General features: G+C 60.1%; 13 protein-coding genes. 8 read left to right on the top strand and 5 right to left on the bottom strand.

All coding sequences use genetic code 11. The features are described from left to right. The first annotated feature begins 126 nt into the window (after nucleotides 1–126). Nucleotides 127–1521, top strand: coding sequence for a response regulator (locus tag RYB66_RS23415; protein WP_316895580.1), 1395 nt, complete (start codon nucleotides 127–129; stop codon nucleotides 1519–1521). Nucleotides 1522–1791: 270 nt separating this feature from the next. On the opposite strand, the gene RYB66_RS23410 is transcribed toward RYB66_RS23415, so the two are convergent. Beyond that, nucleotides 1792–2790 (bottom strand): sensor domain-containing diguanylate cyclase, encoded by a 999-nt coding sequence (locus RYB66_RS23410; RefSeq protein ID WP_316895578.1) that lies wholly within the window; start codon nucleotides 2788–2790, stop codon nucleotides 1792–1794. 129 nt (nucleotides 2791–2919) lie between these two features. After that, on the bottom strand, nucleotides 2920–4104 hold the full coding sequence (gene desA, locus RYB66_RS23405; protein ID WP_004660010.1) for a delta-9 fatty acid desaturase DesA: 1185 nt from the start codon (nucleotides 4102–4104) through the stop codon (nucleotides 2920–2922). 155 nt (nucleotides 4105–4259) lie between these two features. Between desA and dibA the strand changes: the two genes are divergently transcribed. From dibA to RYB66_RS23375, 6 genes are all read left to right on the top strand, one after another. Beyond that, entirely contained in the window at nucleotides 4260–6176 is a 1917-nt protein-coding gene (gene dibA / locus RYB66_RS23400) for a phosphodiesterase DibA (protein WP_005745796.1), read from the top strand. A 208-nt stretch (nucleotides 6177–6384) separates the two neighbouring features. Beyond that, on the top strand, nucleotides 6385–6567 hold the full coding sequence (oscA, locus tag RYB66_RS23395; protein WP_002551397.1) for a sulfur starvation response protein OscA: 183 nt from the start codon (nucleotides 6385–6387) through the stop codon (nucleotides 6565–6567). Between the two features lie 150 nt (nucleotides 6568–6717). Beyond that, nucleotides 6718–7728 carry a sulfate ABC transporter substrate-binding protein gene (locus tag RYB66_RS23390; protein ID WP_002551396.1) on the top strand — a complete coding sequence of 337 codons (1011 nt, stop codon included), beginning with the start codon at nucleotides 6718–6720 and terminating at the stop codon, nucleotides 7726–7728. 95 nt (nucleotides 7729–7823) lie between these two features. Next, nucleotides 7824–8645, top strand: coding sequence for a sulfate ABC transporter permease subunit CysT (gene cysT, locus RYB66_RS23385; RefSeq protein WP_002551395.1), 822 nt, complete (start codon nucleotides 7824–7826; stop codon nucleotides 8643–8645). A gap of 13 nt (nucleotides 8646–8658) precedes the next feature. Further along, nucleotides 8659–9531, top strand: coding sequence for a sulfate ABC transporter permease subunit CysW (gene cysW / locus RYB66_RS23380; RefSeq protein ID WP_004662918.1), 873 nt, complete (start codon nucleotides 8659–8661; stop codon nucleotides 9529–9531). A 2-nt stretch (nucleotides 9532–9533) separates the two neighbouring features. Then, on the top strand, nucleotides 9534–10514 hold the full coding sequence (locus tag RYB66_RS23375; RefSeq protein WP_005745797.1) for a sulfate/molybdate ABC transporter ATP-binding protein: 981 nt from the start codon (nucleotides 9534–9536) through the stop codon (nucleotides 10512–10514). A 120-nt stretch (nucleotides 10515–10634) separates the two neighbouring features. On the opposite strand, the gene RYB66_RS23370 is transcribed toward RYB66_RS23375, so the two are convergent. From RYB66_RS23370 to RYB66_RS23360, 3 genes are read right to left on the bottom strand one after another with little or no spacing between them, the layout of a single operon-like run. After that, nucleotides 10635–11447, bottom strand: a complete 813-nt coding sequence (locus tag RYB66_RS23370; protein ID WP_005745798.1) for a sulfite exporter TauE/SafE family protein — start codon at nucleotides 11445–11447, stop codon at nucleotides 10635–10637. Beyond that, complete coding sequence (locus tag RYB66_RS23365; RefSeq protein WP_016982712.1) at nucleotides 11440–12693, bottom strand: FAD/NAD(P)-binding oxidoreductase; 1254 nt, start codon at nucleotides 12691–12693, stop codon at nucleotides 11440–11442. The genes RYB66_RS23370 and RYB66_RS23365 overlap by 8 nt, the downstream gene beginning before the upstream one ends. Before the next feature lie 27 nt (nucleotides 12694–12720). Further along, nucleotides 12721–13605: an MBL fold metallo-hydrolase gene (locus RYB66_RS23360; protein WP_316895575.1), complete on the bottom strand. Its 885-nt coding sequence runs from the start codon at nucleotides 13603–13605 to the stop codon at nucleotides 12721–12723. 266 nt (nucleotides 13606–13871) lie between these two features. On the opposite strand from RYB66_RS23360, the gene RYB66_RS23355 reads away from it, so the two are divergent. Next, nucleotides 13872–15191, top strand: coding sequence for a sigma-54 interaction domain-containing protein (locus RYB66_RS23355; RefSeq protein WP_316895573.1), 1320 nt, complete (start codon nucleotides 13872–13874; stop codon nucleotides 15189–15191). Nucleotides 15192–15488 lie beyond the last annotated feature (297 nt).

Below are 15488 nucleotides of genomic sequence, written 5' to 3'. Positions count from 1 at the left end.
TGACCAAACAGACAAAAAAAGCCCGTTTCGACGGGTTTTTTTTGGTCTGGAGCAGGGTATTTCGCTCTTTTTGCTATATCCGGACGAAGGCTTTGGCTAAGGTGAACGCATCGATGTCGGAGAGTCATGATGACTGCTGTAGATTTGCCCGCGGTACCTCGCGTATTGATTGCTGAGTCTGATCCGTGGGTTCGCGAAACACTCAGCGATCTGGTACTGGGTGTGCGAGCGGACGTCGACCTGGAAATGTGTACCGATGGCAAGCAGGCCGTCGAATGGATGAAGAAACAACTGCCTGACCTGATCATCGCCGCACGCGAGCTGCCGGGGATCGACGGGTTGAGCCTGTTGCGTGGCGTACGCAACCTGCGTCGTCAGCCCGCCATCCCTTTCATTCTGATCAGCAATCGCAACGACAGCGCCAGCGTGCGTGAGGTCTTGCCACTGGCACCGACTGCCTATCTGACCAAACCCCTGAATACCGAAGGGCTGCGCCAGCGCCTGGAAAGCCTGCTGCTGGAACGTCAGGCCCCGGTTGCAGGCGCAGTGCCCGCGTTGACGCCGGGTTTGACGCTGACCAAGTTTCTCGACAAGCGCCGTGACGTGGCTGACGGCGCGCCGCTATTCGTTGATGTCGCGACGGCGATAAAACTCAGCCAGACCGCCAGTGGCATCGACGCTGCCTTGCTGGAGCAGGAACTGCGCAACGATCCGCACATCACTGCCGTGTTGATCGCGGCCGCCAACAGTGCCGCGCAACATTTGGGCAAGCCGGTGCAGACCATGGGCGGGGCGCTGGCCATTCTCGGGCCGGTGCAGGGCGCAAATATCGCATCAGGCCTGGCCAAGAAACGTATGGCCGTGCTGACCAGCGACGCGTTGCTGGCCCAGGCCAGTGAGCTTTGGACCATGTCGCAGCGCACGGCTGATTACGCGCGCATTCTGGGCGGCATGCTGGAGCTGGATGTAGAGCGTTGCTTCTGTGCCGGTCTGCTGCAGTCGCTGGGCGATCTTGCTGTGCTGGGTTGTTTGCAGGAGTGGCTGCTGGCCGGTGGCGAGCTGAATGAAGACGTGATCAAGCAATCGCTGGAGCAATATTCCGCTGCTTTCGGTTCCGCTCTGCGCACCCGCTGGCGTTTGCCGCTGGAACTGCGTGAGCTGATCGCTGCGGTGTATCAGTACAACACCGGCATCTTTACTCGCGAAGTGTTGGCAATGAACCTGGCGGGGCAGATGGCACGTCTGGGCGAGGAAGAGAGTGTCAACACGCTGATCAAGACCAAGTCGGCCAAACTGTTGAAGCTGAGCGTCGGTGACTTGCAGCGTTTGCGCAAGAAACTGACCGGCGTGACTGACCCTAGCCTGTTGAAACCCTTGCCAACCGAACCTGAGGTGGCTGCCGAGACGGTGGAGGGGGAGGACGAGCCTGATTTGCTGGACCTGACACCTGAACCACCTGCCGAAGAGTCTGCTGTAATCGAGGAACCGGCCAGCGCCGTTCAGGGCCCGCTCGAGAAGTAGAACCTGACTGAGGCCTTCGCGAGCAAGACGGATCGCCGCCCCGGTCGCGCCCACAGGGTGTGATGCCGTGTGCGCACTTGCTCGCGAAGGCTATATTCCAAACACAGCCAATGCATTGACTGTACCGCCCTCTTCGCGGACAAGTCCGCTCCTACAGGGCACCGCAGACTCCCACAGGACTTGATGCCGTGAGTTTGTGGGAGCGACCGGGCGGCGATCCGCCTTGCTCGCGAAGGGGCCAGTCGTGCTTTCTACCGTCGAGAAGGCATGTCAGACCAGCACGATCTGATTCTTGCCCTGGCGCTTGGCCTGATACATGGCGGCGTCGGCGCGGCCGTAGAGGGTTTCCAGGCTTGAGTCTTCCGGGCCCAGATTAGTCAGGCCCTGGCTGGCGGTGATGCTGAAGGTGGTGCCGCCTGACTGGAAGTTCTGGCGCTGGATCTCGCGTTGCAGGCGCTCGGCGATCTGCATGGCCATATCCGGCGCGCAGCCTGGGAATACCGCGGCGAACTCTTCGCCACCGATGCGCCCGAACAAATCACCACGTCTCAGTGCCGAGCGGCCACTTTCAGCGATGCGTTGCAGCACGGTATCGCCTTCCTGATGGCCGTAGGTGTCGTTGACCAGCTTGAAGTCATCGATATCCAGCAGCAGAAAGGCCAGCGGCGTGCCGTTGAGGCGAGCCAGTTCGAACTCGCGCTGGGCGCATTCGAAAAAGTGCCGACGGTTGCTGCTCTGGGTCAGTACGTCGGTGGTTGCCAGGCGCTGCAGCTCATCCTCGAGGTGTTTCTTGTCGGTGATGTCTTCGGCGATGCCGACCACGATCAGACGCTGGCTGGCGTCGGCGCGATGGCTGACGAAGCATTTGTCGCTGAGCCAGCGTACTTCGCCGTCCGAACGGATGATTCGGTACTCGCGATCCTCGATCGAGCCTTTCTCGATCACCTCGTTGAGGCTGCGCTCGGCGTAGTTCAGGTCATCCGGGTAGATACTGTCGCGCCACTCGCTGTAATCGGCCAGCAGCAAGCCCGCCGAGCGGCCGAAGATACGCTCGTACGCCGGGCTGACGTAAATCATGTGCTGGGTTTCCCAGTCAAACGCCCACAGAACAGCATTCACGCTCACCAACAATGAGCTGAACAGTTGTTCGCGCTCGCTCAAGCGGGCAACTTCTGCCTGGGCGTGCATCAGGGCTAACAGGGTTTCTGCGGCTGCGGGCATATCAGTGATCGGCGTGCCGGGTAGGGAGGTAGGAGGCTGCTTTTCCATAAGATCCATCTCAAGCGTTACGGCCAGTGCCGTGCCCTATCCCGTTTGGCGGGAAAGTTGATGAGATAGATTGGCAGGGGATAAGTTCCGGGACCGGCGCACCTGTGGGAGGCGCGCCGATCAACGGTATCAGGCGTGGGCGGGGCGTAGCGAGTAGGTTTTCAGCTGGTCGGCGAACTCACGCAGCGAGTGAATACCACTGGCTTCGGCCTCGTGAATCCACTCTTTGATGGCTGAAAGCATGTCATGGCCATTGCTGCTGGTCTTGACCCAGATCTGCTGCAACGCCAGACGCTTTTCGTAGATCACTTTCAGCGCATGACTGTGTTCCAGCATGGTCTGGATGCGCAAGTGGTGCTTGTCATCGAGCAGACTGGTCTCACGTGACAGCAGCCGTTTGGCACGACTGAACTGATGACGCACCGATTCGTCGGCCTTGGCCAGTTCTTGGGCAACCAGCGGCGCAATTACCAGCTTGCGATACTGCGCCATGATCTGGAAACGGTTGTTGAGGATCGCCATGGCGGTGTCCATGTCCATGTGGCCCTTGCCTTCGACCCGATGGGCGATGGGCGCGACCCGCTGGACTTTGGCCAGCCCCAGGAAACTGAACAGTTTGATCCACGCCCAGCCCATGTCGAATTCCCAGGGCTTGACCGACAGCTTGGCCGAGTTGGGATAGGTGTGGTGGTTGTTGTGCAGCTCTTCACCACCGATCACGATGCCCCACGGCACCAGATTGGTGGCCGCGTCACGGCATTCGAAGTTGCGATAGCCGACGGCATGGCCCAGACCGTTGACCACGCCAGCAGCCCAGAAGGGAATCCACATCATCTGGACGGCCCACACGGTGATACCGAGGGCACCGAACAGTGCCACGTCGATGACTGCCATCAGGGCGATACCCAGCAGCTTGTAGCGCGAATACAGGTTGCGCTCGATCCAGTCTTCCGGGCAGTTCTTGCCGTAGATACGCAGGGTGTCCTGGTTCTGAGCTTCTTCGCGGTACAGCTCGGCGCCTTTGCGCAGCACGGTGGACAGGCCTTTGACGACCGGGCTGTGCGGGTCGTCGACGGTTTCGCATTTTGCGTGGTGTTTGCGGTGGATGGCTGTCCACTCGCGGGTGTTCTGGGCAGTGGTCAGCCACAGCCAGAAACGGAAGAAGTGTTTCAGCCCCGCATTGAGCTCAAGCGAGCGGTGGGCTGAGTAGCGGTGCAGATAGACCGTGACGCCGACAATAGTCACATGGGTCATCGCCAGCGTGACTGCTATTACCTGCCAGACGGAAAGGTCGAGCAAACCGTTGTACCACATAGGCTGTTTGGCCCTCGTAAAGATACTCATGAAGAAAAAAGTTACGCGTGCATTATCACTGACATCCCACAGAAAACCAGTCACCCTTTCAGATAAGAGTCGCAGGATGTTTCTTGCTTTATAATTCCGGCTTTATCTGAGGTTCTTCGTTTCCGATGTCAGATTACTCCCTTGGCGCGCTGCGAACGGCCGTCCTGTATGGGCTGCTGTCCATTTTGTGGTTTGTGACGTGCGACCTGTTGCTGCCCTTTTTCATAAAAGAACCTGCTCGATTGGCGTTCTGGCAACTGATGGCCGGTTACAGCTGGGTGTTGCTCAGCGCGGTCATGATCTTCATCGCACGTGACAGATTGAGAAGCCTGATCGGCGGCGATGCGCTTTTTCAGCGCCAGCAAGCCGATTACGACCGGCTGCGGCTGGCGGAAGCGGTGTTCGACAGCACTCGCGAAGGGGTGCTGGTCAGCGATGCGCAGGGCCACATCGTTCACGTCAACCGCGCTTTCGTCGATATCACTGGTTATCAGGCCGAAGAAGTACTGGGCCTCAACCCCAGCAAGTTCAAGTCCGGCCGACACGGCCCGGAGTTCTACAAACAGATGTATCACTCGATCATCAGCGAGGGCCAGTGGAGCGGCGAGATCTGGAATCGGCGTAAAAGCGGCGAGATCTATCCGCAATGGCAGACCATTCGCAGCGTTATGGGCGATGACGGCCAACCCAGGCACTTTGTAGCGGTGTTTTCCGACATTACAGCTATCAAACGCTCCGAACAGGAGCTGGCCCAGTTGATCCACTTCGATGGGCTGACCGATTTGCCCAATCGCCTGCTGCTGACTGATCGCATCAGCCAGGCGCTGACTTCGGCGCGCGCCAGCAAACGCGGCTGCGCACTGTTGCTGATCGACCTGGACCACTTCAAGAACATCAATGACAGCCTTGGCCACAACGTGGGCGACGATGTGCTCAGGGCCGTCGCCGAGCGGCTCAAAAGCGTGTCCGGCAATGAAATGACTCTGGCGCGTCCGGGCGGCGACGAGTTCGCCCTGTTGATCAAGAATTGCTCGCAGCTGGTTCAGGCTGCCGCGCTGGCACAGCAGGTGATCGATGCGCTCAAGGCACCGTTCGCGATTGCCGCGCATCAGCTGTTTGTCACTGCCAGCATTGGCATCAGCCTGTTCCCCGGCGATGCGCTGACCGCCGAGCAACTGTTGCGCAATGCAGACTCGGCGCTGTTCAAGGCCAAGGGCGACGGTCGTGAGTGTTATGCGCTGTACACCGAGGAACTGACCGCCCACGCCCAGCAGCGCGTGCAACTGGCCTACGAGCTGCGTCAGGCCGTCGAACTGGAACAACTGCGGGTCTTCTATCAGCCGGTTCATGACCTTGTCACCCGCCGTATTCGCGGTGTCGAGGCGCTGGTGCGCTGGCAGCACCCCGAGCGCGGGATGGTTTCGCCGGGAGAATTCATTCCGATTGCCGAGCAAAGCGGGCTGATCGCCGATATCGATGCCTGGGTCTTGAAAACCGCCTGTCTGCAGATGAAGGCCTGGCTGGCGGAAGGCGTGCCGGTCGAGTTCGTCGCGGTAAACGTCTCCAGCCGCCTGTTCAATCATGGCGACCTCGACCGTCGGGTAGCACAGGCACTGCATGAGACAGGGCTTGAGCCTGCCTTTCTGGAGCTGGAAGTGACTGAAAGCGCAGTCATGGAAGACCCCGAACAGGCCATCGAACAATTGCATCGCCTGCGCGAACTGGGCCTGAGCCTGGCCATCGATGACTTCGGTACGGGTTATTCTTCGCTGCTGCGGCTCAAGCGCATGCCGGTTCAGAAGCTGAAGATCGACCAGGGTTTTGTGGCCGGACTGCCGGGCGACGATGACGACATCGCGATTGTCAGAGCGGTCATCGCGCTGGCGGGCAGCCTGGGCATGCGGGTGCTGGCTGAAGGCATCGAGCATGCGAATCAGGCTGCGTTCCTGCTGGGCAACGGTTGCCAGTTGGGCCAGGGCTACTGGTTTGCCCGGCCAATGGTCGCGCAGGCTATCGACTGGACGCATGCACCGGTCTTCTAGCAGCCCGGCTGAAGCCGCTAGAGCTAGGCTTGCCAGGGTGTGCAACGCATCTTGGCAAAATCTCTAACCGCTAAATTTCTTTTGGTTATATCTGCATTCTTAAATAGTCTTTTTAAGAATATCCGCACCTCACTATTATTGCCTCACCGCCATACGCCATCGCCCCCAGTCGCGACGGCCGGCTTCTCATCTTTCAAGGAATAAGACAATGAGCGCATCTCTACGTAGTGTTGACGGTCAGGACGAAGCAGCAATTCTGCGTGAGATTCAGAGTGCGTTGCGTGACCTGCGTTTTGGCGCCGTCGAAATCACTGTGCATAACGCGCAAGTGGTGCAGATCGAGCGCAAGGAAAAGTTTCGTTTGCAGAACCCCGCCGCCAAGCAGAGCTGAAGCGGCATTACCCGACTGGTCAACCGGAGGGCTTCATCCTGACTCCTGATACCTCCCCTGAAAAAAGCAGCGCGCCCGTGCGAATGCCGTTCTGACGCGCCAAGAAGAAATTAAAAAAGCCAACACACCGCATTTCCAGGAGCTTCATCTATGTCCATTCGCCGTTTTGCTCTGGCCGCTCTCGCCAGTGCTGTTTTCGCAGGTTCGGCTGTTGCCAAGGATTACGAACTGCTCAACGTGTCTTACGATCCGACCCGCGAGCTGTATCAGGATTACAACGCAGAATTCGTCAACTTCTGGAAAAAATCCCATCCGGACGACAAGGTCGAGATCAAGCAGTCTCACGGTGGCTCGGGCAAGCAGGCCCGTGGCGTGATCGACGGTCTGCGTGCTGACGTGGTGACCCTGGCACTGGCCGGTGACATCGACGAAATCGCCAAGCTGGGCAAGACCCTGCCTGAAAACTGGCAGACCCGACTGCCGGATGCGAGCACGCCTTACACCTCGACCATCGTGTTTCTGGTGCGCAAGGGCAACCCCAAAGGCATCAAGGACTGGGGCGACCTGATCAAGAAAGACGTCTCGGTGATCACGCCGAACCCGAAAACCTCAGGTGGTGCACGCTGGAACTTCCTGGCGGCCTGGGCCTACGGCCTGAAGGCGGGCGGCGGCGACGAAGCCAAAGCCAAGGAATATGTGCAGACGCTGTTCAAGCACGTGCCGATTCTGGACACCGGTGCGCGTGGTTCGACCATCACCTTCGTCAACAACGGTCAGGGTGACGTGCTGCTGGCGTGGGAAAACGAAGCATTCCTGGCGCTGAAAGAAGACGGTGGCAAAGACAAGTTCGACATCGTCGTGCCGTCGCTGTCGATTCTCGCCGAACCTCCGGTAGCCGTAGTCGACAAGAACGCCGAGAAGAAAGGCAACACTGAAATCGCGACTGAATACCTGAAGCACCTGTACAGCAAGGAAGGTCAGGAAATTGCTGCGAAAAACTTCTATCGTCCACGTGATGCCGAAGTAGCCGCCAAGTACGAGAAGCAATTCCCGAAACTTGATCTGGTGACTATCGACAAAGACTTTGGCGGCTGGAAAACTGCGCAGCCGAAGTTTTTCAATGACGGCGGCGTTTTCGACCAGATTTATCAGGCGCAATAAGCCGAAATGAGGATGCCGCCCGAGCGGCATCGCAGGCTTGGCCAAACAGCCCGGATTAACCTCCGGGCTTCGTGCAAGTGAAACCAGGGACTTTTATGTCGCGTCGTATCTCCCCCGTCATACCCGGCTTCGGGCTGACGCTGGGCTACACCTTGGTGTACCTCAGTCTGATTGTGCTAATACCGCTGGCCGCCATGTTCGTGCATGCCGCGCAGCTGACCTGGGATCAGTTCTGGACCATCATCACGGCACCACGCGTGATCGCGGCACTCAAGCTGAGTTTCGGCACCGCGTTCTACGCGGCCCTCATCAATGGCGTGATCGGCACGCTGCTGGCCTGGGTGCTGGTGCGTTACACCTTCCCCGGTCGCAAGATCATCGATGCAATGATCGATCTGCCGTTCGCCCTGCCGACTGCTGTGGCCGGTATCGCCCTGACGGCGCTGTACGCGCCCAATGGCTGGGTCGGGCAGTTCGCCGCCGACCTGGGCTTCAAGATCGCCTACACGCCGTTGGGTATTACCCTGGCGCTGACGTTCGTCACCCTGCCATTCGTGGTGCGCACCGTGCAGCCTGTGCTGGCCGACATCCCCAAGGAAGTCGAAGAAGCCGCTGCCTGCCTGGGCGCGCGTCCTCTGCAGGTGTTTCGCCACATCCTCGTTCCGGCCTTGTTGCCTGCCTGGCTGACCGGCTTCGCTCTGGCGTTTGCCAGAGGCGTGGGCGAGTACGGTTCGGTGATTTTCATTGCCGGCAACATGCCGATGAAAACCGAGATCCTGCCGCTGCTGATCATGGTCAAGCTCGACCAGTACGACTACACCGGCGCGACCGCTATCGGCGTGATGATGCTGGTGGTTTCCTTCATTCTGCTGCTGCTGATCAACCTGCTGCAGCGGCGCATTGAAACCCCATCCTGAGGAGGCGCAGAACATGTCTTATTCATCTGTTTCAGCCGCCGCCTCTGCCAACGCCGCCCGTCGTGGCAGCGCGGTGTCGCGACGTATTCTGATCGGCCTGTGCTGGCTGGTGTTCTTTCTGTTTCTGGGCCTGCCGCTGTTCATCGTGGTGTCTCAGGGGCTGAAAAACGGTCTGGGCGCGTTCTTTACCGCAATCCTTGAACCGGATGCCTTGTCAGCGCTGAAGCTGACGGTCATTGCGGTCCTGATCTCGGTGCCGCTCAATCTGGTATTCGGCGTCAGCGCCGCATGGTGCGTGAGTAAATACTCGTTCCGCGGCAAGAGCATTCTGGTCACGCTGATCGACCTGCCGTTCTCGGTATCGCCAGTCATTGCCGGTCTGGTCTACGTCCTGATGTTCGGTGCGCAGGGCCTGTTCGGGCCGTGGTTACAGGACCACGATATCCAGATCGTCTTTGCCCTGCCGGGCATCGTGCTGGCGACCATTTTCGTCACTGTGCCGTTCGTTGCGCGCGAACTGATCCCGCTGATGCAGGAGCAGGGTACTCAGGAAGAAGAGGCGGCGCGGCTGCTGGGTGCCAACGGCTGGCAGATGTTCTGGCACGTCACGGTGCCGAACATCAAATGGGGCCTGATCTACGGCGTGGTGCTGTGTACTGCGCGGGCAATGGGTGAGTTTGGCGCGGTGTCGGTGGTTTCCGGCCACATTCGCGGCGTCACCAACACCCTGCCGCTGCACGTCGAAATTCTCTACAACGAGTACAACCACGTTGCAGCCTTTGCCGTGGCGAGCCTGTTGCTGATCCTGGCGCTGTTCATCCTGCTGCTCAAGCAGTGGAGCGAATCCCGCATTAACCGTCTGCGCCATAACGCGGCGGAGGAATAATCATGTCGATCGAAGTCCGTAACGTCAGCAAGAATTTCAACGCCTTCAAGGCCCTGAACAACATCAGTCTGGACATCCAGAGTGGCGAGCTGGTGGCTTTGCTCGGGCCGTCAGGCTGCGGCAAGACCACCCTGTTGCGCATTATTGCCGGCCTGGAAACCCCGGATGACGGCAGTATCGTGTTCCATGGCGAAGATGTTTCCGGCCATGACGTGCGTGATCGCAACGTCGGGTTCGTGTTTCAGCATTACGCGCTGTTCCGCCACATGACGGTGTTCGACAACGTCGCGTTCGGCCTGCGCATGAAGCCCAAGCGTGAGCGTCCGAACGAAACGCGCATCGCGGAAAAGGTCCACGAACTGCTGAACATGGTGCAACTGGACTGGCTGGCCGATCGTTATCCGGAGCAGTTGTCCGGTGGTCAGCGTCAGCGTATCGCCTTGGCCCGAGCCTTGGCGGTCGAGCCCAAAGTGTTGCTGCTGGACGAGCCATTCGGCGCACTGGACGCCAAGGTGCGCAAGGAACTGCGTCGCTGGCTGGCGCGCCTGCACGAAGACATCAACCTGACCTCGGTGTTCGTGACCCACGATCAGGAAGAGGCCATGGAAGTGGCTGATCGCATCGTGGTGATGAACAAGGGCGTGATCGAACAGATCGGCTCGCCGGGCGAGGTCTACGAGAACCCGTCCAACGACTTCGTCTACCACTTCCTAGGTGACTCCAACCGCCTGAGCCTGGGCGAGGACGGGCACCTGTTGTTCCGTCCGCATGAAGTGTCGCTGTCCCGCCAGGAAATCGAAGACCACCACGCAGCTGAAGTCCGCGACATCCGCCCGCTGGGCGCGACAACACGGGTCACGCTGAAAGTGGAAGGGCAGAGCGAACTGATCGAGGCCGAAGTGGTGAAAGACCACGACAGCCTGGTAGGCCTGGCCAAGGGCGAGACACTGTTCTTCAAACCGAAGGTCTGGCAAAAGCTTTAAGCCCACTCCCCCGACTATCGTTCCCATGCTCCGCATGGGGACGATAGTGATCTTGAGACTTTCATCGTTCCCATGCTCCGCGTGGGAATGCCTTTCTGGACGCTCTGCGTCCTCGGGCGGTTAGTGCACTGACAACGCGAGCATGAACGCGGCAACAATGCCGCACAGCGCGAACAGCTGTTGCAGGCGCGGGCCGGCGAGGTAGCGGGCGACTTGTCTGCCAGCTATCAAGCCGATGACTGCACCCAGTGCAAAAGGCGCACCCACCGTCCAGTGCATCACCCCGCTCAAGGAGGCGGTGATAACGCTGCCCGTCGAGACCAGGGCGATCACCGCCAGTGACGTCGCCACGACACTCTTCATGTCCAGGTCGCTGTAGCGGGTCAACGCCGGAATGATCACGAAACCGCCGCCCACACCCAATAGCCCGGACAATAACCCTGAACCCACGCCCGTCAGCGTCAAAGCGCGCAGGCACGGCATGGTCCAGCGCAAACGGCCTTGCAGCGGGTTGAGCACGCAGGGCAGCATTTCTGCGCGCGGCGGCGGTTGGCCGTGGCGCAATTCGCGGCTGGCCCTGATGAACATGCGCGTGCAGGCGTACAGCAGCACGACCGAAAAGACCAATGCCAGCGGTGTATTGGGCAGCCGATGGGCGAGCCACAGGCCAAGAGGTGCCATCAGCACACCAATGGATGCGATATACCCGGCAGCGCGATAGCGGACGATACCCTGACGCAGTCCCAGTACCGCACCGATTCCCGCCGCCAGCCCGACGGCCAGCAGGCCGACAGGTGCCGCTTCGACAATCGACAGGCCAAGACCAAAAACCAGCAGCGGGACCGCGAGAATGCCACCGCCCGCGCCTGTCAGCGCCAGTACCACGCCAATGATCGCCCCCAGGCCAACGCCCAGCAGTTGATGCTCATCCATGCCTGGCGTCAGCCTTTTCCGGTTTGGCCAACCATTCACGTCCCTTGAGCATGCCATGCCAGTAAAGTACGGGCAGCACGCGCTCTTTCAGCCACCAGGCCAGCCGGGTCGGTTGACGGCCATCCAGCAACCAGCGCGGGAAGCTTGGCGCAACCTTGCCGCCATAGGTGAATTCAGCCAGTACGATCCGGCCTTTCTCGACGGTCAGCGGGCATGAGCCATAACCGTCGTAGACGGCAGACTCACTCAGACGACCCAGCGCGACCAGCACATTATTGGCCACCACCGGTGCCTGCTTGCGGGCGGCTGCGGCGGTTTTGGCGTTGCTGGTATTGGTGGCATCGCCCAGAGCATGAACATTGGCGAACTGTCGGTGCCGGAGCGTGGCAGGGTCCACGTCCACCCAGCCTGCGGCATCGGCCAGCGGGCTGCTGCGAATGAAGTCGGGGGCAATCTGCGGTGGCACCACGTGCAGCATTTCAAAGCTGTGCTCGACGGTTTCGCTGCTGCCATCGGCCTGCGTGCAAACAAACGTAGCACGCTTGCCCGGCCCGTCGACGGCCACCAGCCGATGGCTGAACTTGAGGTCGATGGCGTACCGCTCGATGTACTTCATCAGCGCCGGTACATAGTCCGCCACACCAAACAGCACGCCACCGGCGTTGAAGAACTGCGTATTGATCTGCGCCAGACGGCCGGTTTTCAGCCAGTGGTCACAAGACAGGTACATGGCCTTCTGTGGCGCACCGGCGCATTTAATCGGCATGGGCGGCTGAGTAAACAGCGCGCGCCCTTGCTTCAAGCCCTGCACCAGCTTCCAGGTATAGGGTGCCAGGTCATAGCGATAGTTGGAGGTCACGCCGTTGGCACCCAGCGTCTCGACCAACCCATCGATGGCCGCCCAGTCCAGCTTCAGGCCGGGGCAGACCACCAGTTGCTGATAGCCAAGCGTGCGCCCGTCGGCGAGCGTCAGGGTATTGTGCTGCGGCTCGAAGGTCGCCACCGCAGCCTTGATCCACTGCACACCTTTGGGAATCAGCGACGCCATGCTGCGTGCCGTCGACTGCGGCGTGAAGATACCCGCGCCGACCATGGTCCAGCCCGGCTGGTAATAGTGGGTATCGGCAGGGTCGACCAGGGTGATCTGCAGGGCAGCATCACGGGCGAGCAGGCTTGCAGCAGTGGCGATACCGGCAGCACCGCCACCGACGATCAGGATCTGACAGCTAGTTGTCGAAGCATTCATCACAGGGTTTCCCAAGGCGGGCAGCAGTCAAAAAGCATTGAGCGGGATCTTCAGGTAGACGACGCCGTTGTCTTCCGGCTCGGGAAAGTGCCCGCAGCGCATGTTGACCTGCACCGAAGGCAGCATCAGCACAGGCATATCCAGCGTCACGTCACGGGCTTCACGCATGCTGACGAACGCATCTTCGTCTACGCCGTCATGAACATGGATGTTGCTGGCGCGCTGTTCGGCAACGGTGGTCATGTATTTCAGCTCACGACCGTTGGGCAGGTAGTCGTGGCACATGAACAGCAGGGTGTCAGGCGGCAACGCCAGCAGTTTGTGAATGGAGCGGTACAGCGTGCGCGCATCAGCTCCGGGAAAGTCGCAACGCGCGGTGCCGTAATCGGGCATGAACAACGTGTCGCCCACAAACGCGATGGTGTTGTCGTCGACCTGCACCAGGTAACTCATGCACGCCGGTGTATGCCCGGGCGTATGCATGGCCTTGACCTGAAGTGTTCCGAGGGCAAACGAGGCGTTGTCTTCCAGCAGCACATCGAACTGGCTGCCATTGCGGGCAAAGTCAGACGGCGCGTTGAACAGCGTGCCAAAGGTTTCCTGCACGGCGGTGATATGGCTGCCGATGACGATTTGTCCGCCAAGCTGCTGTTTCAGATACGGCGCAGCCGTGAGGTGATCCGCGTGCACATGGGTTTCGAAAATCCACTGCACCGAAGCCCCCAGCGCCTGTACCCGGCCGATCATCCGGTCGGCAGACTCGGTCCGGGTGCGGCCCGACTTGGGGTCGTAATCGAGCACGCTGTCGATCAGCGCGCACTGCTTGCTGTCCAGGTCCATCACCAGGTAGCTGATGGTCCAGGTATGACTGTCGAAGAGTGCTTCGACATAAAGTTTTTCACCGATGATCATGTGCAATTCCCATGGCTGTAAATCGCCTCGAGGCCCGTTTGGTCAGGCCGGACGGTTGGCAGTCGTTGCTATGACATCTCAATAACCATGCCAAAGGCCGGAAAACCCATTGAGCATAGTAAATACAAGGCGTTGAGGGATTCTGCGGAAAACCCGCGTGATGCTTGCCAAGGCGCTGACTGCCACATTTTGGCAGTCGCTTGGCAGACGGTGGCATAAGCTGGCAGCGAGATGGGTTAAGCTGAGACCAATCCACAGGAGCAAGCATGACCCTCATCGCCACCGATTTTCCCGGCAGTCGCATGCAGTCGCTGGTGTCATACCTCGAACATGACCTGCGACCGACCATCGTTCTGGACACCGACTACAACATCATCGCGGCCAATACCGCCTATCAGCGTCAGTTCGGCGTTGAAGGCACGCCACATGTGGGCGAGAAGTGTTATCGGGTGTCGCATCAGTTCGCGGTGCCGTGCGATCAGGCCGGTGAACATTGCCCGATGCGCAAGGCCCACGACACGAGGCTTCCGGAGCGTTTGCTGCATATTCACCATACGCCTCGCGGCCCTGAGCATGTGGATGTGGAGCTGCGGCCGATTCTCGATGACGGGGGTGAAGTCATCGCCTACGTCGAGCGACTGAGTTCGGTGGCCGTGGCGTCGGTTCAGCCGCAGCAGCATGGGCTGGTCGGTCGTTCAGCGGCGTTCAAGGAAGTTCTGGGTGCCTTGCAACGCGCTGCACCCGCGCAGATTCCGGTGCTGCTGCAGGGCGAGTCGGGTACTGGCAAGGAATTGTTCGCTCGAGCACTGCACGCCAGCAGCGCCAGGTCCGCCGGACCGTTGGTGGTGGTCGATTGCACCGGGCTTACCGAAACCCTGCTGGAGAGCGAGCTGTTCGGCTATGAAAAGGGCGCGTTCACCGGCGCGTTGCAGCGCAAGACCGGTCTGGCCGAAGCCGCTCATGGCGGCACGTTGTTCCTTGATGAAATCGGCGAGGTGCCGCTGGCCATGCAGGTCAAGCTGTTGCGGCTGATCGAATCAGGCAGCTTCCGCCCGGTGGGCAGCCTGCGAACGGTGCATTCGGATTTTCGGCTGGTGGTGGCCACACACAAACCGCTCAGGGAGATGGTCGCCGATGGCAGTTTTCGCCAGGATTTGTTTTACCGCATCAGCGCTTTCCCGATCCGTCTGCCCGCCCTGCGCGAACGCAGTGAAGACCTGCCGCTGCTGATCGACAGCCTGCTGCAACGCATCGCGCCGGGCGCTGCGCCGCGTGTCGACCCCGCGGCCATGAACCTGCTGAGTGTGTACAGCTACCCCGGCAACATCCGCGAACTGCGCAACATACTCGAGCGCGCCCGTTTATTTACCGACGACGGCATCATTCGCGCGCAGGACCTGCCCGCCGAGGTGCGCGGCCAGGGCGAAGCGGGTGGCGTGACTTACCGCCAGCAGGACGACGGCCTGGAGAAACTCGCCCATGCACTGCGAGTGTTCAACGGCTCGCGCAGTGAGCTGGCCAGAGAGCTGGGGCTGAGCGAACGCACCCTGTATCGACGTTTGCGTGCACTCGGCATTCCGCGCTGAAGCACGCACACGGCGACGCAGAGCGTCGAGAACTGCATTCCCACGCTGGAGCGTGCGGAACGATAACCGTAACTATCGTACGGCGCTCCCCCACTGGAGCGTGCGGAACGATCATCGCAACTATCGTACGGCGCTCCCCCACTGGAGCGTGCGGAACGATAATCGCAACTATCGTGCGGCGCTCCCCACTGGAGCGTACGGAACGATAATCGCAACTATCGTGCGGCGCTCCCCCACTGGAGCGTGCGGAACGATAATCGCAACTATCGTGCGGCGCTCCCCACTGGAGCGTACGGA

Origin of the sequence: Pseudomonas syringae group sp. 243L2 (assembly GCF_032587875.1) — a bacterium.
In the GTDB taxonomy this organism is placed as follows: domain Bacteria; phylum Pseudomonadota; class Gammaproteobacteria; order Pseudomonadales; family Pseudomonadaceae; genus Aquipseudomonas; species Aquipseudomonas amygdali.
This window is presented reverse-complemented; position numbering and strand designations above follow the sequence as displayed.